Origin of the sequence: Frigoribacterium sp. R86507 (assembly GCF_044597695.1) — a bacterium.
Taxonomy (GTDB): Bacteria; Actinomycetota; Actinomycetes; order Actinomycetales; family Microbacteriaceae; genus Frigoribacterium.
This window is the reverse complement of sequence record NZ_CP139002.1, coordinates 2,147,747-2,168,722: the sequence shown is the minus strand read 5'-3', so window position 1 is coordinate 2,168,722 and position 20,976 is coordinate 2,147,747. Positions and strand designations below refer to the sequence as shown.

Below are 20,976 nucleotides of genomic sequence, written 5' to 3'. Positions count from 1 at the left end.
ATCATCTGTGTGGAGCAGCCGTCTCTTGGAGGGCCACCGCGTGGAGTGGACAAACAGATGTCAGGCCCGTCGTGCCCGGGTTCCGAGACGTACTCCGCCTGACGCGACCACTCTAGTTGCCCCGACCGACACAGGCTCGGCGCGCGCTGGGAACGCCCGGCCGTGCCCCCGCTTGAAATCCGACGCGTGAGGCGTAGGATCGGCGATCGTGTCAGTCGCCGACCGCCCGGGTCGACGCGAAAGGAACGCACCCATGGCTCTGGAGAACGCCATCCAGGCTCCCGACTTCGACCTGCCGAACCAGTTCGGCGAGCGAGTGCGGTTGAGCGACTTCCGGGGCGTCAAGCCCGTGGCCCTGGTGTTCTTCCCCTTGGCGTTCAGCAGCACCTGCACCAAAGAGCTCTGCACGCTGCGCGACAACCTCGCCATGTTCCAGGACCACCGCGTCGAACTGATGGTCGTCTCCGTCGACTCGAAGGCGACGCTTCGTGCTTTCGCCGAGGAGAAGGGCTACGACTTCACCCTGCTGGCGGACTTCTGGCCGCACGGCGAGGTCTCGAAGGAGTACGGCGTCTTCCTCGAGAACAAGGGCTTCGCGACCCGCACGACCTTCCTGATCGACGTCGACGGCGTCATCCGCGAGCACTTCGGCACCGAGCCCGGCCAGGAGCGTTCGCTCGCCGACTACCGCGCCGCGCTCGACCTGCTCGTCCCCGTCACGGCCTGAGGCCCCGGGCGACGGCCCAGGAGGCGCGGGTCGGCTCGCTCACCCGCTAACCTGTACTCGCTCGCCCGGCTCGTCCCGGCGCGAGGGCCTTTAGCTCAGTTGGTAGAGCGCCACGTTTACACCGTGGATGTCATCGGTTCGAGCCCGGTAGGGCCCACCGTCGAAGATCTCCATCACGATTCATGTGGCCACCGCCGGGTTCTCTGGCGTATCAGAGGTCCCCGCCCCGTGTCGGGTAGCCCAGCGGCAGTCCTGCAGGTTCCGCAGGGGTGGAGGGCACCAGCACCAGCACCAACGATGACAGCGTAAAGCGGGACGGGCTGCGAGCTCCTCGTCCTGCAGGCTGATGACGGGCTGGCCCCGGGCCTGACACTCTGTCGATGTGACGGGGCATTCGACGAAGGTGACGACCAGGCGGTGGGTCGCCATCGGGGTCGGGCTCGGCGCCGCTGTGCTGCTGGCGATCGCCGTCGTGCTGCTCCTCGCACGTTACGCACTGCAGGCGCTGGGGGCGACCGAGGGCGATGTGCCGACCGAGGCGCAGATGGGCTTTCCGGCGACCGCCGTGGTCGCGTCGACGGGCAAGGAATGCGGTTCAGGTGGCTGCTGGACCGTCTTCGACGTCGAACCAGCCGACGGCGTGACGCAGGAGCAGCTGAGGGCCGAGCTCGACGCACAGCTCGGGGACCGCATTCCGGGCACCTTCCTCGACCCCCGCGGCATCACCGTTTACAGGGAGGACTCGGGGAACGGGTTCCAGGTGCGCGGCGACTTCTGGAGCCGGCCGGCTCCACCGTGATCGGGTCGATGCGCGTAGGCGGTGGCGAGCCGAGAGTCGGGACCTCTCGACCGTCGGGACCAGGTGCAGCTGCCAGACGGCCACCCGGACATCGCGGCCCTTCCGATCCGACGGCGACCGGAGTGCCGATCGTGGGGGCAGACCTGTCGGTAGCCACATGAGTAGCGTCGAGGCATGACCGACCACAGAGACGAGGCGCACGGCGTCGTCCCCGAGGACGACCTCCCCCCGCACCGAGCCGGCGACTACGGCGACGCCCCTGTCGGCCCACGGACGCCTCGTCCGTCGCCCGGTTTCACCCCGCGGGCCCGCGCCGCGGTCCTCGTCGCGCTGATGATCGTCGCGCTGCCCGCCGGCGGAATCATCGACATCGCGGTCCAGCTGCGGGAGTCGTTCCCGACCGGGGGCCCGAACCTGGACCGGACGGGCGTCCTGATCGGCTTCCTGGTCGGGGCCGCGGTCGGCGTCGGATTCCCCGTCGTCGTCGCGGTGAGGGAGGTGCGGGCGCGGCGGCGGGACCGCACCCGTTCTCGCGTGGTGCTGATCGCCTCCCTCGCGATTCTGGCGATCGCGGTGCCGACCCACGGCATGGTCCTGACCTACCAGACGAGGAAGACCGTCGAGCTCGCCCTGCAGAAGGCACAGCCACCCACGGAGCTCGAACGGAGGACAGAGGAGCGCGACGTCCAGGCGGAGCTTGCCGAGCTGGGTGACGAGACCGTGCGTGCGCTCGGGGCCGACCCCGATCTGAAGTCGGTCTCGGGCGAGCGGGCCGGCGGCGTCCGACGTGACAGCTGCCACCTGGACAACCTCAGCAGCGGTGTGGAATGGACCTACAGCTACGACTGGCGGAGCACCACCGGCCCGGACGGGACCCAGCCGGCACCGGGAGCCGAGGCGGCGCCGACGGCGACGGGCGACGTCGCTGCCGTCGTCGAGCTGTGGGAGTCCCGCGGGGTCAGGGCCGTGACCGAGGGCGAGGAGCCCGGGCGGTTCCGGGCCGAGGCCGACTGGCTGCGGGACTACCCGACCGTCTACCCGGGGCCCATCGTCCTCATGGTCACAACGTGCTTCGTCGAGACGTGACGCCTCAGGCGCGCCGATGGGCGCTCCGTCGGGCAGCCGCCGGGGTATCGTCGCGGCCGTGACCACGCGCCTCCCTCGGAAGCCCTCCCGCACCTCCCACGACACCGTCCGGGTGCCCCTCGCCGCCAGGCTCGTCCTGCCCCGGGCGGCGGTCCCGATGTTCCTCCGGGCGACCGGGGCGAACCGCACCTTCGTCACCGAGGCCGGGGCGCGTCGGCGCATCCGACGGGCGTCCCTCCGGCCGGCACCCTACGGCCCGCCTGCCGTCCTCCGTGACGACGTCCGGGTCGACGTCGAGCAGCGCGGCGGCTGGCCCGTCTACACGATCAGGCGGCGCGACGGCGCCTCGCGCGGCACCGTCGTCTACGCCCACGGCGGCGGCTGGGTGGGCGAGATCGTGTCGCAGCACTGGCACCTCGTCGCGCAGCTCGCCGCCGAGGCCCGCACGACGGTCGTCCTGCCGATCTACCCCCTGGTCCCGTACGGGACGGCCGAGGAGGCGCGGGTCGGCATCCTCGACCTGGTCGCCTCGGCAGACGGCCCGGTCGCTCTCGCCGGGGACTCGGCCGGCGGTCAGATCGTGCTGTCGGCCGCCCTGTCGCTGCGGGACGCGGGCGTCGTCGTCGCCCGTACGGTGCTGATCGCCCCCGCGCTCGACCTGACCTGGGGCAACCCCCGCATCCCCGAGGTGCAGCCGTCCGACCCGTGGCTCGGGACACCCGGCGGACGCGTGCTGGCCGAGCACTGGCGGGGCGAGCTCGACCTGCGCGACCCCGTCGTCAGCCCCCTGTTCGGCGACTTCGCAGGGCTCGGACCGGTGACGGTGTTCACGGGGACGCGGGACGTCCTGAACCCCGACGCGCACCTCCTGCGCGAGCGTGCCGCGGCGGCCGGCGTCGAGCTCGAGTGGCACGAAGGCGAGGGCGACGTGCACGCGTACCCGCTGCTGCCCATCCGATCGGGTCGTGCCGCCCGCGCGCAGATCGTCCGCACGCTGCGCCGCTCGCTCGCGATCTGAGCCCGGGGCGGCACCGAACGCGGCGGCCCGACGGGGCCGGGCGCGTGCTCCTGCGTCGGCGCGACCCGGGGCGGCTGTGGGACAGCCACCCCGGCGGCGACCAGCGATCAGCGGCGAGCGGCGCTGCGGCGACCCGAGACGGCGACCCAGACGACCAGGACGACGATCGCGCCGATGATCGAGCCGATGATACCGGCGGGCTGGAAGAAGCCGTCCGTCGGGTCGTGCTGGAACAGCAGGAAGCCGAGGAACCCGCCGACGAACGAGCCGATGATGCCGAGCAGGATCGTCATGGCGATGGAGAGGCTCTGGCGGCCCGGGACGACCGCGCGGGCGATGAACCCTGCGATGAGGCCGACGACGAGCAAGCTGATGATGAGACCGATCATGGTGTTCTCCTTCCGGGAGAGATGAGCGACCGGCACCGTCGGTGCCGTGGCGTCGCATGACTCAGCAGACCACCCCTGGAGGTGTGGCGGCACACCCCTCGGGGTGGGATGGTGTCCTCATGCCCCTCGCCCCGACCCGGTCGATCACCGTCGCCCTCGTCGACGACTACGACGTCGTCCTCGCCGGCCTCGCCCACATGTTCGACCGCTACCGCGACCGGGTGGTCGTCGCCGAGATCGACGCCACGACGTCGTTGTCCGACCGGGTCGACGTCGTCCTCTACGACTCGTTCGCCCAGCCCGAGTCCGACCACCACGAGCTCGCCGAGCTGGTCGCCAACCCCGCGGCCGGCAAGGTGGTCGTCTACACCTGGAACTTCCACCCCGAGCTCGTCGAGGCGGCGCTCGCGCAAGGCGTGCACGGGTACCTGTCGAAGACCCTCGCGGCCCGCGAGCTCGTCGAGGCACTCGAGGCGGTCCATCGTGGCGAGCAGGTCGTCAGCGACGTGCGGGGGCGCGCGCCGAGCGCGCCGGGCCTCGATTGGCCCGGCCGCCGCGAGGGCATCACCGATCGTGAGTCCGAGATCTTGGCCCTGATCACCCAGGGCAAGAGCAACGCCGAGGTCGCGGCGCTGACCTATCTCAGCCCGAACACCGTCAAGTCCTACATCCGGTCGGTCTACCGGCGGATCGGCGCCACGAGCCGGACGCAGGCCGTGCTGTGGGGCGTCCAGAACGGCTTCCGCCCGGACCACCACCGCATCGACCACTGGCTCGGCGGCCCCTAGGAGGCGCGCTGCGGCCTGTCGACGGACGCTCGGCTCAGTGCGCCAAGGGTTCGCCGTCCCACGACACGGCGATCCAGCCGCCCTCCGTCGAGCCCTCTAGGACGACCGAACCGGTGTTGCGCAGCCCGTGGGTGCGGCTGAACTCGGCGTCGAGGTTGCGGGCGGTGTCGGCCGCCCAGACGCAGATGGCCGCTTCGTGCGAGACGAGCACCGCGGTCGAGTCCGCCGGTGTCGACGCGACGACCCGATCGACCGCCGCGTGAAACCGGGCCGTGAACTCGGTGCCGCTCTCGCCTCCGGGGATGCGCGCCTCCGGATCGGTCCACCACTGCTGCATGGTGCCGGCGTACCGGGGCAGGGCCTCGGCGTAGGGCAGCCCCTCCAGGTCGCCGGCGTCGATCTCGTGGGCACCGTCGACCTCGTGGTGAGGGAGACCGAGGCCTACGGCGACGATCGCGGCGGTCTCACCGGCCCGGCGCAGGCGCGACGAGTGCACGGCGACGAGCGGTTCGTGCACCAGGGCCCTCGCGAGGTCGGCGGCCTGTTCGCGGCCGAGCGGAGAGAGCGGCGGGCCCGGGGGTCGCGAGCCGATGGTGCGGGCGACGTTGTCGGCGGTCTCGCCGTGGCGGATGAGGAGGAGGCGCATCGTGGCTTTCTGTCGGGGCGGCACGTCCATCGTGCCACGGTGCCCGCCGGCTCCTAGCGCGCGGTGCGAGACGCCAGCACGGCCCGGGCCGCCATGCCGATCACGGCGCTGTAGGTGGGGTAGGCGAAGCGCACCTCGGCCAGGGTGGCGACGTCGACACCGCCGGCCATGGCGGTGGTGACCGCCTGGACCACCTCGACGGCGTTCTCGCCGACGGCGTGGGCGCCGAGCACGAGTTCGCGCCGACGGTCGGCGATCAGCTTGAGGAACCCGGTCTCGCGGTCGTCGATCACGGCCCGGTCCACGGTCGAGTACGGGATCGTGACGACCACGCACGACTCATCCGCCTCACGGGCCTGTTCTTCGGTGAGGCCGACGCCGGCGTAGTCCGGGTCGGTGAACCCACCGGCCGGAAGGAGGTGGTGCGGCGTGCGGCGGTTGGCGCCGAGGACGGCGTTCTCGGCGGCGGCCTCGCCCTCGAACTGGGCGGCCTGGACGAGCATGTCGCGGCCGTTCACGTCGCCCACGGCGAACACGTGCGGCACGACGGTCCGGAAGTACCGGTCGACGGGGATCGTCGAGCGTTCCACCTCGATGCCGGCCTTCTCGAGACCGAGGTCCTCCACGTCCGCCGGCCACCCCGTGGCCATGATCACGACGTCGAACTCGGCAGAGGATGAGGCGTCGTCCTGCCGCCAGGTCAGGACTATCGACCCGTCGTCGGACCGGGCGAGGCCCTCGACGCCGTCGATCCCGGTGCGCACGTCGATGCCCTGCTCGACGAACGCGGCGGAGACCGCCTCCGAGATCGACGCATCCGACGCCATCAGCACCCGCGGGGCGACGTCGAGGAGCGTGACCGCGCTGCCGAACGCATCGAAGACGGTGACGAGCTGCGCGCCCGTGTTGCCCGCGCCGATCACGGCCACCCGACGGGGGAGGGTCGGCAGGTCGAGGACGTGCTCGGGCACCGTTGCGAGTTCGCTCCCCGGGATGGGCAGTCGGCGCGAATGTCCGCCGACGCAGACGAGGATCGACTCCGCCGAGAGGGTGCGGCCGCTGTCGAGGACGAGGGTCGAGTCGTCCACGAACCGGGCCCGACCCTCGTGGACCAGTTCGACGCCCGCGGCTTCGAACCGCTCGGCCTCCCGCTTGATCGACCGCACCTTGTCGACGCGCTCCCGGACGCGCGCGACGGTCGACGCCCAGTCGATCGTCGGGGGAGCGACGTCGACGCCGTAGACGTCCGCATGTCGGGTCTCGCGGATGAGCCGGGCCGTCTTGGCCAGCACCCGCGTGGGCACGCACCCGGTGTTCACGCAGGTGCCACCGACGCGCCCCGCCTCGACGACGACGACACGAGCCCCGAGCTCGGCCGCCCGCAGGGCTGCCGCGGTGCCCGCCGGACCGGCGCCGATGACGGCCACGTCGTAGTCCTTCTCCGAGATGCCCATGTGCTGCCTGTCCCTTCGTCGCGTCGGTCGTCTGGGCGAACTCAACCAGGTGCGGATGGGCGGAAGCCGTCGACGACGGCGGAGGCTAGGGAGCGTCCCGGGCCGGGGGCGCCGGACGGGGATGCCGGATGGTCGACACCGTGCCCGTCACGCACACCGCGCTCGCCAGCCCGAGGGCGACGAGGAAGAGGACGCCGAGCACACCGGGAGATCCCTCGCGCATCATGCCGATACCCGAGCCCACGAAGCAGGACAGCCACACCACGGCCGAGATGCCCCACCCGACCGCCGATCCCCGGAACGTCGGCCGGTGCAGCCTCAGCCGGCCTCGGTCCTGTGTCGTCTCGTCGTCCATGGAGCCCCCTAGTCGTCGTCGACCTCTCCACCGTACGTCTGCGGGCCGGTGGGCTCAAGACGCCGGCGCAAGTCCCGGGGCCGCGTGTGACGGTTTGAGACGACGGGTGTCGCGTGGCGTCACGCGACTGGTCGGGGGGTCGACACGTCCGTAGGTTCGGGCCTCGACGAAAGGTTCGCCCATGCTCCGACCTCCTTCCCGACGCCTCCCCGTGGTCGCCACGACCGCCGCCGCGCTCGTCGCGCTGCTCGCCGGCTGCTCGGGTGCCGCCTCCGCCGAGGTCGTCGACCGCGGCCCGGTCCGCGGCGGCACCCTGGTCTACGCCACCGACCGCGAGCCCACCTGCCTCGACCCGCACAACTCGGGGGACATGCCCCAGACCTACGTCGCCCGGCAGTACCTCGACTCCCTCGTCTCGCTGCAGGAGGACGGCAGCGTCGTGCCCTGGCTCGCCACCTCGTGGACGATCTCGGACGACGGCACGCAGTACGACTTCACCCTGAAGGAGGGCGTCGAGTTCCACGACGGCACGCCGCTCGACGCGCAGGCCGTCGTCGACAACTTCACCCAGATCCTCGACCCGGCCACGCAGTCGTCGACCGACCTGCTGTACCTGACCGGGTACTTCGAGAGCGCGACCGCCTTGTCCGAGCACGTCGTCCGCATCGACCTGTCCCGCCCGTACTCGCCGCTGCTCGCCGCCCTGTCGCAGGCGTTCTTCGGCATCGAGTCGCCCACGGCGATGGCGCGCGGCCTCGAGGAGAACTGCGAGTCGCCGGTCGGCACCGGACCGTTCGAGGTCGTCGCGTGGAACCACGGCCGCGACGTGCAGCTGGTGCGCAACGACGACTACGACTCGGCCCCCGCCGACGCGAAGCACCAGGGCCCCGCCTACCTCGACGGCATCACCTGGCGGTTCCTCAAGGACAACACCACCCGGTACGGCGCGCTCGGCTCGGGCGAGGCCGACGTCATCTTCAACGTGCCGCCCGAGAGCCAGCAGCTCGCCGAGGCCGACCCGGCGATCGGCCTGCAGGAGTTCGTCCACTCGGGCTCGCCGTTCAGTCTCGACCTCAACACGACCAGCCCGGTGTTCGACGACATCCGCGTGCGGAAGGCCTTCGTCCACGCCTCGAACGCCCGCGCCGCCGTCGAGAGCGCCTACGCCGGCGTGTTCCCGTACGAGGGCGACGCCGTCTCGTCCGGCACGCCGCACTACGACGAGGCCTACCACGAGCCGTTCCCGTACGACCCCGACGAGGCGAACCGCCTGCTCGACGACGCCGGGTGGACCGGCCGCGACACCGACGGACACCGCACCAAGGACGGAGAGACCCTGACCGTGCGCCTGCCCTACAACGCCGACGGTGCCGAGACGCCGCCCGCCGACCTGACGATCCTGCAGAACATCCAGGCGATGGAGAAGGAGGTGGGCATCGAGGTCGACCTCGAGGCGCTGGACTCCGCCAGCATGAACGCCGTCTGGGGCGACCCCGACGCGTACGACCTCATCGGCAACTACTGGAACAGCCCCACGCCGCACGTGATGTACATCAAGTACTCGAAGGCGACCCTCGACGTCGGCAACGGCCAGAACTCGGCCTTCGCCTCCGACGACGAGCTCGACCGCGTCCTGATCGCGGGCACGGCCACCACCGATTCGACCGAACAGGCGGCGCTCTACTCCGAGGCCCAGCGCATCCTCACCTCGAAGGCCTGGAGCCTGCCGCTCTACCCGATCCAGACCCGGCTGGGCATCTCGAACCGGGTGAAGGACGTGTGGATCGAGCCCTCCGAGGGCGAGCCGGTGCTGTCGGACGCCTACTTCGTGGACGGCGGCGACCGATGAACCCCTGGGTCCTCCGCATCGCTCGCCGCGTCGCCGAGTCGGTCGTCCTGCTGCTGGCCGTCGGCACCATCGTGTTCTTCCTCGAGCACGCCGTGCCCGGCGACCCGGCCGTCGCGATCCTCGGGGGCGCGGCCGCCCACCCGACACCCGAGGCCGTCGCCGCCGTGACGGCCCAGTACGGGTTCGACCGTCCCCTGCTCGCGCAGTACGGGTCGTTCCTGCTCGGCCTCGTCCGGCTCGACTTCGGCGAGTCCTACACGCTCAAGCAGTCGGTCGTCAGCGTGATCGGCGGCCAGCTCGGCTCGACCCTGGCCCTCACGGCCACCGCGCTCGGTCTCGCCTGGCTGCTGTCGATCACGTCCACGCTGCTCACCGCCGGGAGGCGCGGCCTCCTGGGGCGGATCGGCTCGGTCGTCGAGACGGTCGCGGCCGGTCTGCCGCAGTTCTGGCTCGGCCTCGTCCTGTTGCTCGTCTTCGCCGTGCGCCTCGGCTGGTTCCCGGTGATCGGCACGGGACTGCCCGGTCTCGTCCTGCCGGCCCTGACCCTCGCCATCCCGCTGGCCGGCTTCCTCGGGCAGGTCACGCGCGACGAGTTCGAGGACGCCCAGGACCAGCCGTTCGCTCTCTCGGCACGGGCTCGTGGCCTGTCCGAGGCCGCCGTCCGGGCACGACACCTCCTTCGTCACGCCGCCCTGCCGGGCATCACCCTCTCGGGCTGGGGCCTCGGTTCCTTGATCTCGGGCGCGGTCGTCGTCGAGGTCGTCTTCGCCCGCCAGGGAGTCGGCCAGGTGCTGGTCACCGCGGTGAACGCGCAGGACCTCCCTCTCGTCATCGGCATCACCTTCGTCGTGGCCCTCGTCTACGTCGTCGCGAACGTCCTCACCGACGTCGCGTACGTCGCCGTCGATCCCCGGCTGCGCACCACGATCGGAGCACCTGCATGAGCACCACGTCCACCACCACCGCGGCGCCCCCCGTCCTCGCCGCGCCCGACCGGCCGACCGGACCGCACGAGGCCGTTCCGCACGAGGCCGGTCCGCACGACGCCGACCCGGTAGCCACCGCGCCCGGCCCGCGTCGCGTGCGCCGCGCCTCCCACCCCCTCCGCCGGGTCTCGACCTGGGTCGCCGCGGCCTTCATCGCGGCCGTGCTCCTCGCGGCGGTCTGGCCGAGTCTGCTCGCACCGGCCGACCCCCTCGCGATCGACCTCGCGAAGAGCTTCGCGGCACCGAGCGCCGAGCACGTTTTCGGCACGGACCAGTCCGGGCGCGACGTCTACTCGCGCGTCGTGCACGGGGCCGGGCAGTCGGTGCTGATCGGTGTGGGGGCGACCGCCCTCGGGCTGGCCGGCGCCACGCTGCTGGGCCTGCTCGGGGGACTCGGCGGTCGGGCCGTCGACGCGGTCGTCACCCGCGTGATCGAGGTGCTCTACGCGTTCCCCGGCATCCTGCTCGCCCTCATCCTCGTCGCGATCGCCGGCAACTCGGCCGGGACGCAGATCCTCGCCGTCGGCGTCGCCACGATCCCCGGCTACGCCCGGATGGTCCGGGGCCAGGTGCTCGCCGTGCGGGACTCGTCGTACGTCCAGGCGGAACGCGCCCTGGGCCACGGACCGGTCCACGTGCTCGTCCACACCCTGCTGCCCAACGCGTTCCGGCCCCTGACCGTGTTGGTCACCCTGGGCATCGGCCAGGCGATCGTCTGGGCGTCAGCGCTGGGCTTCCTCGGCATGGGCGTCCAGCCCCCCGCCCCGGAGTGGGGCGCGATGCTCAACGCCGGTCGCAACTACCTGCAGCAGGCCTGGTGGCTCGACTTCTTCCCAGGCGTCGTCATCGTGTTGCTCGCGTTGTCGCTGACGGCCGTCGGCCGCAGCATCCAGACCCTCACCAGCCCGGGAGGCGCGCGATGAGCCCCGAGCCCGTCCTCGACCCCGAGGCCGTGCGACTCGACACGGCCGGCCCGCTCGTCGACGTGCGGGGCCTGTCGGTCGCTTTCGGCGGCCACCCGGTCGTCCGCGACGTCTCGTTCACCGTGGAGGCCGGGCGCTGCACGGCCATCGTGGGGGAGTCCGGTTCGGGGAAGAGCGTCACCGCCAAGGCGCTGCTCGGGCTCAACGGCCACACCGCCGCGACGACCGCCTCGACCCTCCGGCTCGCGGGTCGCGACCTCACCGACCTCGGCGATCGCGACTGGCAGCGCCTGCGTGGGCGTGAGATCGGCTACGTCCTGCAGGACGCCCTCGTCTCGCTCGACCCGCTGCGCCGCGTCGGGGCCGAGATCGCGGAGCCCCTCCGCGTCCATCGGTACGGCGATCGACGGGCCCGCGAGGCCCGGGTGATCGAGCTGCTCGAGCGGGTCGGCGTCCCCGAACCGCGCCTCCGGGCCCGCCAGCTGCCCTCGCAACTGTCCGGAGGCCTCCGGCAGCGCGCGCTGATCGCCGCGGCCGTGGCCCTCGAGCCCGCGGTCCTGATAGCCGACGAGCCGACCACCGCGCTCGACACGACCGTCCAGGCGCAGATCCTCGCCCTCCTCGACGAGTTGCGCACCGGCGGCGCGGGGCTCGTCCTGATCAGCCACGACCTCGGTGTGGTCGAACGACTCGCCGACGAGGTCGTGGTCATGCAGCACGGCATCGTGGTCGAGCAGGGGCCGATCGACCAGGTGCTTGGGGCGCCGAGCCACCCCTACACGAAGCGTCTGCTGGCAGCGATCCCCACCGCGCACGCCCGGGGCAGCCGCCTCTCGTCGGTGGCTCCGGCGACCCTCGCCGCGCGTCCCGTGGACCGGCCCGTCCCCGCGCCGGGCACCCCCGTGCTCGAGGTGCGTCACGTCAGCAAGCGCTACCGCGGGCCGGACCGCGTCACCCGCACGGTCGTCGACGACGTCTCGTTCACCCTGCACGCGGGCGAGACCCTCGGCATCGTCGGCGAGTCGGGCTCGGGCAAGTCGACCACCGCCGCGATCGCCCTGGCCCTGACGGCCCCGGACGAGGGTGAGGTGCTGTTCGAGGGCCGGCCCTGGTCGGCCTTGCGCGAGCGGGAGCGTCGACCCGACCGGCCGCGCATCGCGACGGTCTCGCAGGACCCCCTGAGCTCGTTTGACCCCCGTCGGTCGGTCGGCCAGCTCGTCACGGGAGCCATCCGCGCCGCGGCGAGCGCGCGGGGCGGTCAGGGTGCCGCGACGACGGACGCCCGTACCCGCGTCGACGACCTGCTCGTGGGGGTCGGGCTCGACCCCGGCCTGGCCGGCCGACACCCGTCGACCCTCTCGGGCGGCCAGCGCCAGCGGGTGGCCATCGCCCGCGCGCTGGCCACCGACCCGGACGTGCTCGTCCTCGACGAGGCCGTCAGCGCCCTCGACGTCTCGGTGCAGGCGCAGGTGCTCGACCTGTTGGCCGACATCCGCGCCCGCTACGGCACGTCGGCCCTGTTCATCTCGCACGACCTCGGCGTCATCCGGCACGTGAGCGACCGGGTGCTCGTCCTGAAGGACGGACGGGTCGTCGAGGAGGGGCGGGTCGAGCAGGTGCTCGAGCGTCCCGTCGCCGAATACACGCGCCGTCTGCTCGCCGCCGTCCCCGGGGGTGGCCTGTCCGCCGCCACCACCACCCACACCACCACGACCACCACCGATCCCACCGGAGACCCCCGATGACCGACACGACCACCATCGCACCGACGGCCACGCCGACCCGCGAGGACCTGCTCGCCCGGTTCGAGCCCGTGTTCGAGCGCATCGCCGAGGGCGCCGTCGACCGCGAGCTGAAGCGCGAGCTGCCGTTCGAACAGGTGCGGCAGCTGGCGGAGTCCGGCTTCACGGCCGTCACCGTGCCGGTCGGGCTCGGCGGCTCCGGCGCCCGGCCCTCCGACCTGTTCGCCCTGCTCGTGCGGCTGGCGCGGGCCGACTCGAACCTGCCGCAGCTGCTGCGGGCGCACTTCGCCTTCGTCGAGGAGCTGTTGCTCGACACCTCGGACGACCTCGTGCGGCGCGGCCTCTGGCTCGAGCAGGTCGCGGCGGGCGAGGTGTTCGGCAACGCGAGCCACGAGCGCAGTGCCGCCCGCGTGGGATCGCTCGTGACGCACCTCGTGCCGGACGGTGACGGCTGGCGGCTCCACGGCGAGAAGCACTACAGCACGGGCACGCTCTTCGCCGACTGGACGACCGTGACCGCGACGACGCCGACCGGCCGGGTCGTCGGGGTCACCGTGCGGGTCGACGACGACGGGGTCGACGTCCGCGACGACTGGAACGGGTTCGGCCAGCGGCTCACCGGGAGTGGGACGACCCGGTTCGACGGCGTGCGGGTCGAGCCGTCCCAGATCCGGCCCGAGCGCGACGAGCGGCGGACGCCCCTGCCGGCCTTCCTGCAGACCGTCTTGCTGGCCTCGCTGGCCGGCGTCGCGTCGGCGGCGGAACGTGATGCCGTCGAGTTCGTGCGCACCCGCACCCGCGCCTACAGCCAGGGCGTCGCGGCGACGGCCGCCGCCGACCCGTTGGTCCAGTCGGTCGTGGGGCGGGTCTCGGCGGACGCCCTCGCGGCCGAGTCCCTGGTGCTGAGCGCGGCCGAGGCGATCGACCGCGCACACGACGCCGTGGTGACCGGTGACCCGGACGCCTTCGAACTGATCGAGGCGTCCGAGCTCGTCACCATCCGGGCGCAGGTGACGGTGGTCGAGGTGGCCCTCCGGGCGACGAGCACCCTGTTCGAGGTCGGCGGAGCCAGTGCCACCGACCGCGACCGGGCACTCGACCGGCACTGGCGGAACGCGAGGACGCTCTCGTCGCACAACCCGGTCGTGCTGCAGCAGCGGGTGATCGGCGACCGTCTCGTCAACGACGCCCCGTTGACCTACTTCTGGTCCACCGGGCAGGCCTGAGGGAGCGGCCCGCGCGGGGCGCAGGTGGGGCAGCGACCGGTCATCGGCCCGCGACGATCTCGTCGGCGTTGTCGAGGATCCAGTCCATCAGGGGCACGAGGCGCGCGGCGAGGTCGGTGCCGCGCTCTGTCAGCGAGTAGTCGACCCGCGGCGGGATCGTCGCCTGGGCGGCCCGATGGACGATGCCGTCGGCCTCGAGGGTCTTCAAGGTCGAGGCGAGCATCTTCTCGCTGACGCCCTCGATCTCCCGTCTCAACTGGCCCCACCGCATCGGCCCGCGTTCGAGCGCCAGCAGGATCAGCACGCCCCACCGACTCGTCACGTGGGTCAGCACCACGCGGCTCGGGCACTCCGCCGGGAAACGGCCGGAGGGGGCAGGGCGGGCAGGGTTCACGATTCCGACGTCCACGTCAGTAGCTTACGAAAAGGTGCGTACCTGCACATGGGAAGTCCCGGTGGATCGTCGTCGTTGTCCCCGGCACGCAACCGAAAGGAACACCATGTCCACGATCGTCACCGCCGCCTCCGGTCAACTCGGCCGCCTCGTCGTCGAGGCCCTCCTCGCCCGCGGCGCAGCCCCCGAGAGCGTCGTCGCCACGTCGCGCGACGTCTCGAAGCTGGCCGACCTCGCCGAGCGCGGCGTCCGCACCGCCGAGCTCGACTACACCCGACCCGACACGATCGCCGCGGTCATCGACGCGGGCGACGTCGTCGTCCTGATTTCGAGCGACGCGGTGGGCCAGCGGGTCCCGCAGCACGCCGCCGTGATAGACGCCGCGAAGGCCGCCGGTGCCGCCCGCATCGTCTACACGAGCGTCCTCGCGGCCTCGACCTCGCCCCTGATCCTCGCGCCCGAGCACAAGGCGACCGAGGAGCACCTCGCCGCCTCCGGCGTCCCCGCCACGCTGCTGCGGAACGGCTGGTACACAGAGAACTACGTCGGCGAGATCGCCACCGCCCGCGACTCCGGCGTGGTCGCCGCGAGCGTGGGTGACGGCCGTCTCGCCAGCGCCAGCCGTCGGGACTACGCCGAGGCCGCCGCGGTCGCGGCCCTCGACGAGTCGACCGCCGGTCGCACCTTCGAGCTGTCCGGCGACCACGCCTGGGACTTCGACGAGTTCGCCGAGGCGCTCTCGGTCGTCACGGGCCGACCCGTCCGCTACGAGTCGCTCACGCCCGAGCAGCACGCCGAGCGCCTGCGCGGCTTCGGCCTGGACGAGGGCACGGTCGGCTTCGTCGTCGCGCTCGACGGCAACATCCGCGACGGGCTGCTCGCCGACACGAGCGGCCACCTCTCCGGTCTGATCGGCCGCCCGACGACCCCGCTCGTCGAGGCCCTCTCCGCCGCCTCGGCGTAGTCACGCCGACCGCAGGACGGGAGACCGCAGGAGGCGCGGTGCCGGGGCGACCGGCACCGCGCCTCCTCGTCGGGTCGGTTCCCGACGCGGGTGGGCCGGTTCCCGGCGTCGCCGGTCGGGTTCCGGTGTCTAGGCTCGGGGCATGGCCACACTCGTCCTCGTCCGACACGGACGCACCACCGCCAACGCCAGTGGCGTGCTCGCCGGACGGACGGCGGGCGTCCGGCTCGACGACGTCGGACGCGAGCAAGCGCGGCGCACGGCCGAGCGGCTCGCCGTCGTGCCGCTCGTCGGCGTCGTGTCGAGCCCCCTCGAGCGCTGCCGTCAGACGGCGAGGGCGATCCTCGACCGCCAGTCCGGCACGCCGGTGACACCGATCGACCGCGGCATCACCGAGTGCGACTACGGCGACTGGCAGGGTCGGCCGCTCAAGGAGCTGGCGGGCGAGTCGCTCTGGTCGGTCGTGCAGAACCAGCCGTCGGCCGCGGTGTTCCCCGGCGGCGAGTCCCTGCAGACCATGCAGGCCCGGGCGGTCGCGGCGGTTCGTCGTCACGACGCCGCGTTCGAGGCCGAACACGGTCCGGGCGCCGTGTGGGTCGCCGTCAGCCACGGCGACATCATCAAGTCGATCCTCGCCGACGCCTACGGCATGCACCTCGACCTCTTCCAGCGCATCACCGTCGGCCCGGCTTCGGTGTCCATCGTGCGCTACGGGCCGAGCCGACCCGACGTCGTCGCGACGAACACCGACTCGGGCGACCTCTCGTGGCTGCGGCAGGCGGCTCCCGCCGCCGACGCCGCCGTCGGGGGAGGCGCGGGTCCGGCGAACGGCGAGGCGGCCGTCGACGAGGCTCCAGCGACCTGAGCGTCGACGACGGGGCGCTCGTAGACTCGCGGCATGCCCTCCATCGTCCACACCTTCGACTGGCCGGACCGAGTCGTCGTCGGGACCGTCGGTCGTCCCGGTTCCCGTGCGTTCTACCTCCAGGCCCGTGACGGGGCACGCGTCACGAGCGTCGGCCTCGAGAAGATGCAGTCGGCCGCCCTCGCCGAGAAGATCGACGAGATCCTCGACCAGGTGATGGCCGCCGACGGCAACCCGGTCAGCGTGCCCACCGGCATCCCGGTCGAGCTCGTCGACAACGAGCCGCTCGACGAACCCGTCGAACCCGAGTTCCGGGCCGGGGCCCTCAGCCTCGGCTGGGACCCGTTCACCGCCCAGGTCGTCATCGAGGCGTTCCCGCTGGTCGAGGTCGGCGACGACGCCGAGGCCGACGTCACCGAGCTCGAGCCCGACGAGGTCATGGTCGTGCGCATCCCCGTCGGCACGGCGCGGGCGTTCGCGGCGCGCACCCTCGAGATCGTCGGGGCCGGTCGGCCCCTCTGCCCCTTCTGTGGCCAGCCGATCGACCCCGAGGGTCACGTCTGCGTCCTCCCCGGCGAGGTCTGATGCCGTCGGCGTCGGCGGAGGACGAGCCGACCGAGGTGACCGAGGTGACCGACGGCCTTCCCTCGGACGACGTCGAACTCGAGCTCACCGGGCGCATCCGCACGGCCTCGAACGCGTCCTTCCTGGCCCGCCTCGGCGACGTGTCGGTCATCTACAAGCCCGTGGCCGGCGAACGGCCGCTCTGGGACTTCCCGGACGGACGGCTCGCCGACCGCGAGGTCGCGGCCTACCTCGTCTCCGAGGCCCTGGGCTGGGACGTCGTGCCGCGCACCTGGCTGCGCGACGGTCCGCTCGGCGAGGGCATGGTCCAGCTCTGGCAGGACGTCGACCCGGAGCAGGACGCCGTCGACCTCGTGCCGGTCGACGACCTGCCCGACGACGGATGGCGGCTCGTGCTCGAGGGTGACGGCGACGACGGGCCGGTGGCCCTGATCCACGAGGACAGCGAGGCGCTCCGCCGCATGGCCGTCTTCGACGTCGTGGTCAACAACGCCGACCGCAAGGGCGCCCACGTGCTCGCGCTGCCCGACGGGCGGCGGCACGGCGTCGACCACGGCCTCACCTTCCACGCCGAGCACAAGCTGCGCACGGTGCTGTGGGGGTGGATCGGCGACCCGCTGACCGCGGACGAGGCCGACGGGGTCGGCCGCGTCCGATCCGCCCTCTCGGGCTCACTGGGCTCGACCCTGGCTCCGCTCCTCACCCCCGACGAACTCGAGGCGCTTGACGATCGCTGCGCGCGCCTCCTCGCGTCGCCCGTCTTCCCCGAGCCGCACGGCCCTATGCCGGCGGTTCCGTGGCCCGTGTTCTGACGTACGACCCGACGACGGCCGCCCCGAGGTCGTCCAGGTCGGGGGCGGTCACCGTGCCGTCGACGCGCCGCGCCATCCCCTCGACGAAGCGGGCGAGCCCCGGGTCGTCGCCGAGCCGGAAGAACGTCGTGTGCGCGCCGAGCCGGCGAGCCACGTCGAGCTGCTCCACCGCCCGCAGGATCGTCACGGGGTGCGGCGGGTAGTCGAAGAAGACCTCACCGCCGGGTTCGAGGTGCGAGGTCGGCTCGCCGTCGGTCACGATCAGCAGGACGGGCTGTGCCGTGGGGTACTTGCGGAAGTGCCGATTGGCGAGCAGCAGCGCGTGGTGCAGGTTCGTGCCCTTGTCCCACTTGGCGTCGAGGGCGACGAGCTGCTCGATGGGCATGACCTCGGCGTGCCGGCCGAACCCGATCAGCTGCAGGTCGTCTCCGCGGAAGCGCGACGTGATCAGGGTGTGCAGGGCGAGGGCCGTGCGCTTCATCGGCACCCAGCGGTCCTCCATCGCCATCGAAAACGACGTGTCGACGAGCAGGGCGACGCAGGCCTGCGTCCGGGCGTCCGTCTCGTGCACCTCGACGTCGCCGATCTCGATCCGCACCCCGCCGTCGGTCCGGCCGCCCGCGGCGGCGGTCCGCGTGACTGCGTTCGTGATCGTCCGGGTCACGTCCCACGGCTCGGTGTCGCCGAAGGCCCATTCGCGACTCGCGCCGGAGCGATCGCCGAGGGCTCCCGCGGACCGCAACTCGCGCCTCCCCGCTCGTCCCGACATCTTCGCGGCGACGTCGCGCAGCAGTGTCTTGCCGAGCTGTCTCATGGCCCGGGGCGTCAGGGCCAGCGTGCCGTCGGCGCGACGGCGGAGGGCACCGGAATCGCGGAGGGCCTTCTCGAGCCGCCGCAGGGCCGCGGCGTCGACGGCGGCCTGCTCGCCCAGCTGGCGGCGCAGGGCGTCGAGGTCGACGTCGTCGAGCGACGACCCGCGCGACTGCTGGGCCAGTTGTTCGGCGAGCGCGTCGAGGTCGGCGAGGTCCTGGAAGACCCCCGTGCCGTCACCGAGCCCGAGGCCTTGCTCGCCGTCGAGACCTTCCGCTCCGCTCCAGTCCTGGCCCGGCCGGAGCGATCGCAGCGTGCCGTCCAGCTGCTCGAGCGACTGCATCAGCTCGGGCGAGCCGAAGGCCTGCTGCGCCAGCGCGTCCAACTCGGCACGCTGCTCGGCCGACATCGAGTTGCGCAGCCGCTGGGCGGCCGCGGCCCGGGCGGCGAGGGCGTCGATCAGCTCGTCGACGTCGGACGGCTGCTCGGGGAACGAGTCGCCGTGCTTCGCCATGAAGTCGTCGAACTGCTCAGGGGTGTCCTCGCCGCGGGCGTGGGCGTCGAGCAAGGCGTTGAGGTCGCGCAGCATCTCGGCGACGGCCGCGCGATCGGCGTCGGTCGCGTTCTCGAGGGCACCCTTCATCCCCGCGAACCGCTGGTCGAGCATCTCGCGGCCGAGGAGGTCCTTGATCTGCTCGTACGCCTGACCGGCTTCGCCGCTCTGCCAGCGGTAGTCCGACAGCTCGGCGACGGCGCCGGCCGGGGACGGGGGCAGGCTGTCGAGCTGGAGCTGGGCCAGGGCTCGGTCGCCGTCGTCCAGGTCGACGTCGCGGGCGAGCTGGGCGCGTTCGGCTCGCAGGGCCCGGTCGAGCAGTCCGCGGACCTCCTGGAGCGTGCCGTCCAGGTGGTGGTCCCGGGTGAGGGCCCGCCGACGTTCGGCGACCTGTCGGGCGAGGTCGTCGAGGCCGGTCTGGTCGCGGCCCCCACGGCGGAGGAACTCGCGGAGCGCCGCCTCGGCGCTCGTGCCGGCCATGACGTCGCGCCCGACGGCGTCGAGCGCCTCGGACAGGTCGGCAGGAGGCGCGAGCGGGTCGGGACCGTCGGCGTACCTCTGGTAGCGCGCGGCCCGGTGCAACCGCCGGTTCGCCCTAGCCACGTCGCACCTCAGAACCCGTAGGCCGCTTCACCGTCGCCGCTCTCCTTGCTCACGCGCCGGGCCAGGAAGAGGCCCTCGAGCGCCAGCTCGATGGCCCCGGCGCGCCCGCCGTCGGACGTCGCGCCGAGCCGTTCGGCGACGCGATCGTAGAGGTCGTCCTCGCCGAGCGAGGGCAATCCGGCCAGGAAGTCCCGGGCGGTCACCTGCTCACCAGTCGTCACCATGACACCCGACTCGAGGGCGTCGACGAGGGCGTCGAAGTCGAGCCCGCGGAAGTGGGCACGGACGGTCTCAGCGGTCGCCGTCCTCAGCAGGTGTTCGAGGACCTCCTCGGCCCGGTCCTCCTCGCCCGACTCGAACTCGATCTTGCCGCCGAGCACGTCGACGGCCGTCTCGAGGTCGATCGGGCGAGCGACGGCCTCGTCCTCACCCTGTCGGGTCGCGCGGTGCAGCGCCGCGGCCGCGATGGTCTCGGCCCCGGCGATCGCGAAGCGCGCGCTGACGCCGCTGCGCTGGTCGACCGAGGGGGACTGGCGCAGGGCCCGGGTGAATCGGGCCAGGATCTCGACGAGGTGGTCGGGCACCTCGGCGACGAGGTCGGCCTCCTGGCGGACGACCGCGACCTCGTCGGCCAGCTCGGTCGGGTAGTGCGTCCGGATCTCGGCGCCGAAGCGGTCCTTCAGGGGCGTGATGATCCGACCACGGTTGGTGTAGTCCTCGGGGTTGGCGCTGGCCACGACGAGCACGTCGAGGGGCAGCCGCAGGACGTACCCGCGGATCTGGATGTCGCGCTCCTCCATCACGTTGAGCATCGCCACCTGGATGCGTTCGGCGAGGTCCGGCAACTCGTTGACCGCGACGATGCCGCGGTGGCCGCGGGGGATCAGCCCGAAGTGGATCGTCTCGGGGTCGCCCAGGCTGCGTCCCTCGGCCACGCGCATCGGGTCGACGTCGCCGATCAGGTCGGCGACGCTCGTGTCGGGCGTCGCGAGCTTCTCGACGTAGCGCTCGTCGCGTCCCCGCCAGACCACCGGCAGGTCGTCGCCGAGGTCGGCGGCTCGACGACGGCTCTCGGTCGTGATCGGCTCGAACGGGTGCTCGCCGAGTTCGGACCCCTCGATGACCGGGGACCACTCGTCGAGCAGACCCGCGAGCGTCCGCAGCAGGCGGGTCTTGCCCTGACCGCGTTCACCCAGCAGGACGATGTCGTGGCCCGCGATCAACGCCCGTTCGAGCTGGGGGATGACCGTCGACCCGAAGCCGTGGAGTCCCGGCCAGGGGTCGCGACCCTCTCTCAGCGCGTCGAGCAGGTTGTCTCGGATCTCGGTGCGGAGGGGCTTCGGGACGTGGCCCGAGCGCCTGAGTTCGCCGACGGTTCTCGCGGAGGGAGGCATCACCCCGG

21 protein-coding genes and 1 tRNA gene are annotated in these 20,976 nt (G+C 72.5%); 15 read left to right on the top strand and 7 right to left on the bottom strand.

Annotated elements, in window-relative coordinates; translation table 11 throughout:
• The first annotated feature begins 253 nt into the window (after window positions 1–253).
• The 5 genes from SJY14_RS10265 to SJY14_RS10245 all read left to right on the top strand — a co-directional run bounded on the left by SJY14_RS10265 (window position 254) and on the right by SJY14_RS10245 (window position 3,630).
• Window positions 254–727 (top strand): peroxiredoxin, encoded by a 474-nt coding sequence (locus SJY14_RS10265; RefSeq protein WP_056256730.1) that lies wholly within the window; start codon window positions 254–256, stop codon window positions 725–727.
• A gap of 84 nt (window positions 728–811) precedes the next feature.
• A tRNA-Val gene (locus tag SJY14_RS10260) sits at window positions 812–884 on the top strand.
• A gap of 294 nt (window positions 885–1,178) precedes the next feature.
• A complete protein-coding gene (locus SJY14_RS10255) occupies window positions 1,179–1,526 on the top strand; it encodes a hypothetical protein (RefSeq protein ID WP_396598831.1) in 348 nt (115 codons plus the stop codon).
• Between the two features lie 174 nt (window positions 1,527–1,700).
• Complete coding sequence (locus tag SJY14_RS10250; RefSeq protein ID WP_396598830.1) at window positions 1,701–2,612, top strand: hypothetical protein; 912 nt, start codon at window positions 1,701–1,703, stop codon at window positions 2,610–2,612.
• A 58-nt stretch (window positions 2,613–2,670) separates the two neighbouring features.
• The gene (locus tag SJY14_RS10245) at window positions 2,671–3,630 is read left to right on the top strand and encodes an alpha/beta hydrolase fold domain-containing protein (RefSeq protein WP_396598829.1); all 960 of its coding nucleotides are present in this window, start codon (window positions 2,671–2,673) and stop codon (window positions 3,628–3,630) included.
• A gap of 107 nt (window positions 3,631–3,737) precedes the next feature.
• Here the strand turns inward: SJY14_RS10245 and SJY14_RS10240 are convergent, their stop codons facing one another.
• Window positions 3,738–4,019: a GlsB/YeaQ/YmgE family stress response membrane protein gene (locus SJY14_RS10240; RefSeq protein ID WP_396598828.1), complete on the bottom strand. Its 282-nt coding sequence runs from the start codon at window positions 4,017–4,019 to the stop codon at window positions 3,738–3,740.
• A 119-nt stretch (window positions 4,020–4,138) separates the two neighbouring features.
• Between SJY14_RS10240 and SJY14_RS10235 the strand changes: the two genes are divergently transcribed.
• Window positions 4,139–4,807 (top strand): DNA-binding response regulator, encoded by a 669-nt coding sequence (locus SJY14_RS10235; protein WP_396598827.1) that lies wholly within the window; start codon window positions 4,139–4,141, stop codon window positions 4,805–4,807.
• A gap of 34 nt (window positions 4,808–4,841) precedes the next feature.
• Here the strand turns inward: SJY14_RS10235 and SJY14_RS10230 are convergent, their stop codons facing one another.
• The 3 genes from SJY14_RS10230 to SJY14_RS10220 form a co-directional block, all read right to left on the bottom strand.
• Entirely contained in the window at window positions 4,842–5,453 is a 612-nt protein-coding gene (locus SJY14_RS10230) for a histidine phosphatase family protein (protein WP_396598826.1), read from the bottom strand.
• A gap of 53 nt (window positions 5,454–5,506) precedes the next feature.
• Window positions 5,507–6,907, bottom strand: coding sequence for a dihydrolipoyl dehydrogenase family protein (locus SJY14_RS10225; protein WP_396598825.1), 1,401 nt, complete (start codon window positions 6,905–6,907; stop codon window positions 5,507–5,509).
• Window positions 6,908–6,992: 85 nt separating this feature from the next.
• Entirely contained in the window at window positions 6,993–7,262 is a 270-nt protein-coding gene (locus tag SJY14_RS10220) for a hypothetical protein (RefSeq protein ID WP_396598824.1), read from the bottom strand.
• A 181-nt stretch (window positions 7,263–7,443) separates the two neighbouring features.
• On the opposite strand from SJY14_RS10220, the gene SJY14_RS10215 reads away from it, so the two are divergent.
• The 5 genes from SJY14_RS10215 to SJY14_RS10195 are packed head-to-tail and all read left to right on the top strand — an operon-like array spanning window position 7,444 to window position 13,988.
• On the top strand, window positions 7,444–9,111 hold the full coding sequence (locus SJY14_RS10215) for an ABC transporter substrate-binding protein (protein ID WP_396598823.1): 1,668 nt from the start codon (window positions 7,444–7,446) through the stop codon (window positions 9,109–9,111).
• Complete coding sequence (locus SJY14_RS10210; protein ID WP_396598822.1) at window positions 9,108–10,055, top strand: ABC transporter permease; 948 nt, start codon at window positions 9,108–9,110, stop codon at window positions 10,053–10,055. The genes SJY14_RS10215 and SJY14_RS10210 overlap by 4 nt, the downstream gene beginning before the upstream one ends.
• Entirely contained in the window at window positions 10,052–11,020 is a 969-nt protein-coding gene (locus SJY14_RS10205) for an ABC transporter permease (protein ID WP_396598821.1), read from the top strand. Before SJY14_RS10210 ends, SJY14_RS10205 begins: the two co-directional genes overlap by 4 nt.
• Complete coding sequence (locus SJY14_RS10200) at window positions 11,017–12,765, top strand: dipeptide ABC transporter ATP-binding protein (protein ID WP_396598820.1); 1,749 nt, start codon at window positions 11,017–11,019, stop codon at window positions 12,763–12,765. The genes SJY14_RS10205 and SJY14_RS10200 overlap by 4 nt, the downstream gene beginning before the upstream one ends.
• The gene (locus SJY14_RS10195; protein WP_396598819.1) at window positions 12,762–13,988 is read left to right on the top strand and encodes an acyl-CoA dehydrogenase family protein; all 1,227 of its coding nucleotides are present in this window, start codon (window positions 12,762–12,764) and stop codon (window positions 13,986–13,988) included. Before SJY14_RS10200 ends, SJY14_RS10195 begins: the two co-directional genes overlap by 4 nt.
• Window positions 13,989–14,028: 40 nt before the next feature.
• Here the strand turns inward: SJY14_RS10195 and SJY14_RS10190 are convergent, their stop codons facing one another.
• Window positions 14,029–14,397 (bottom strand): helix-turn-helix domain-containing protein, encoded by a 369-nt coding sequence (locus SJY14_RS10190; RefSeq protein WP_083396040.1) that lies wholly within the window; start codon window positions 14,395–14,397, stop codon window positions 14,029–14,031.
• 91 nt (window positions 14,398–14,488) lie between these two features.
• Between SJY14_RS10190 and SJY14_RS10185 the strand changes: the two genes are divergently transcribed.
• The 4 genes from SJY14_RS10185 (at window position 14,489) to SJY14_RS10170 (ending at window position 17,608) form a co-directional block, all read left to right on the top strand.
• Window positions 14,489–15,346, top strand: coding sequence for an NmrA family NAD(P)-binding protein (locus SJY14_RS10185; protein WP_396598818.1), 858 nt, complete (start codon window positions 14,489–14,491; stop codon window positions 15,344–15,346).
• A gap of 142 nt (window positions 15,347–15,488) precedes the next feature.
• Complete coding sequence (locus tag SJY14_RS10180; protein ID WP_396598817.1) at window positions 15,489–16,211, top strand: histidine phosphatase family protein; 723 nt, start codon at window positions 15,489–15,491, stop codon at window positions 16,209–16,211.
• Between the two features lie 33 nt (window positions 16,212–16,244).
• On the top strand, window positions 16,245–16,796 hold the full coding sequence (locus SJY14_RS10175) for a DUF3090 domain-containing protein (RefSeq protein ID WP_396598816.1): 552 nt from the start codon (window positions 16,245–16,247) through the stop codon (window positions 16,794–16,796).
• A 44-nt stretch (window positions 16,797–16,840) separates the two neighbouring features.
• Window positions 16,841–17,608 (top strand): SCO1664 family protein, encoded by a 768-nt coding sequence (locus SJY14_RS10170; protein WP_396598815.1) that lies wholly within the window; start codon window positions 16,841–16,843, stop codon window positions 17,606–17,608.
• On the opposite strand, the gene SJY14_RS10165 is transcribed toward SJY14_RS10170, so the two are convergent.
• Together SJY14_RS10165 and SJY14_RS10160 are read right to left on the bottom strand one after the other, a co-directional pair.
• Window positions 17,577–19,574, bottom strand: coding sequence for a VWA domain-containing protein (locus SJY14_RS10165; protein WP_396598814.1), 1,998 nt, complete (start codon window positions 19,572–19,574; stop codon window positions 17,577–17,579). The genes SJY14_RS10170 and SJY14_RS10165 overlap by 32 nt on opposite strands.
• Before the next feature lie 8 nt (window positions 19,575–19,582).
• Window positions 19,583–20,968 carry a magnesium chelatase gene (locus SJY14_RS10160; RefSeq protein ID WP_071253519.1) on the bottom strand — a complete coding sequence of 462 codons (1,386 nt, stop codon included), beginning with the start codon at window positions 20,966–20,968 and terminating at the stop codon, window positions 19,583–19,585.
• Between the last annotated feature and the right edge of the window lie 8 nt (window positions 20,969–20,976).

Excerpts from the sequence above, each read along its gene's own strand:
- SJY14_RS10200 (WP_396598820.1), top strand. The coding sequence starts at position 11,017 with ATGAGCCCCGAGCCCGTCCTCGACCCCGAGGCCGTGCGACTCGACACG.
- SJY14_RS10225 (WP_396598825.1), bottom strand. The coding sequence starts at position 6,907 with ATGGGCATCTCGGAGAAGGACTACGACGTGGCCGTCATCGGCGCCGGT.
- SJY14_RS10180 (WP_396598817.1), top strand. The coding sequence starts at position 15,489 with ATGGCCACACTCGTCCTCGTCCGACACGGACGCACCACCGCCAACGCC.
- SJY14_RS10175 (WP_396598816.1), top strand. The coding sequence starts at position 16,245 with ATGCCCTCCATCGTCCACACCTTCGACTGGCCGGACCGAGTCGTCGTC.
- SJY14_RS10220 (WP_396598824.1), bottom strand. The coding sequence starts at position 7,262 with ATGGACGACGAGACGACACAGGACCGAGGCCGGCTGAGGCTGCACCGG.
- SJY14_RS10240 (WP_396598828.1), bottom strand. The coding sequence starts at position 4,019 with ATGATCGGTCTCATCATCAGCTTGCTCGTCGTCGGCCTCATCGCAGGG.
- SJY14_RS10250 (WP_396598830.1), top strand. The coding sequence starts at position 1,701 with ATGACCGACCACAGAGACGAGGCGCACGGCGTCGTCCCCGAGGACGAC.
- SJY14_RS10160 (WP_071253519.1), bottom strand. The coding sequence starts at position 20,968 with ATGCCTCCCTCCGCGAGAACCGTCGGCGAACTCAGGCGCTCGGGCCAC.
- SJY14_RS10205 (WP_396598821.1), top strand. The coding sequence starts at position 10,052 with ATGAGCACCACGTCCACCACCACCGCGGCGCCCCCCGTCCTCGCCGCG.
- SJY14_RS10185 (WP_396598818.1), top strand. The coding sequence starts at position 14,489 with ATGTCCACGATCGTCACCGCCGCCTCCGGTCAACTCGGCCGCCTCGTC.
- SJY14_RS10230 (WP_396598826.1), bottom strand. The coding sequence starts at position 5,453 with ATGCGCCTCCTCCTCATCCGCCACGGCGAGACCGCCGACAACGTCGCC.
- SJY14_RS10210 (WP_396598822.1), top strand. The coding sequence starts at position 9,108 with ATGAACCCCTGGGTCCTCCGCATCGCTCGCCGCGTCGCCGAGTCGGTC.
- SJY14_RS10215 (WP_396598823.1), top strand. The coding sequence starts at position 7,444 with ATGCTCCGACCTCCTTCCCGACGCCTCCCCGTGGTCGCCACGACCGCC.
- SJY14_RS10265 (WP_056256730.1), top strand. The coding sequence starts at position 254 with ATGGCTCTGGAGAACGCCATCCAGGCTCCCGACTTCGACCTGCCGAAC.
- SJY14_RS10235 (WP_396598827.1), top strand. The coding sequence starts at position 4,139 with ATGCCCCTCGCCCCGACCCGGTCGATCACCGTCGCCCTCGTCGACGAC.
- SJY14_RS10195 (WP_396598819.1), top strand. The coding sequence starts at position 12,762 with ATGACCGACACGACCACCATCGCACCGACGGCCACGCCGACCCGCGAG.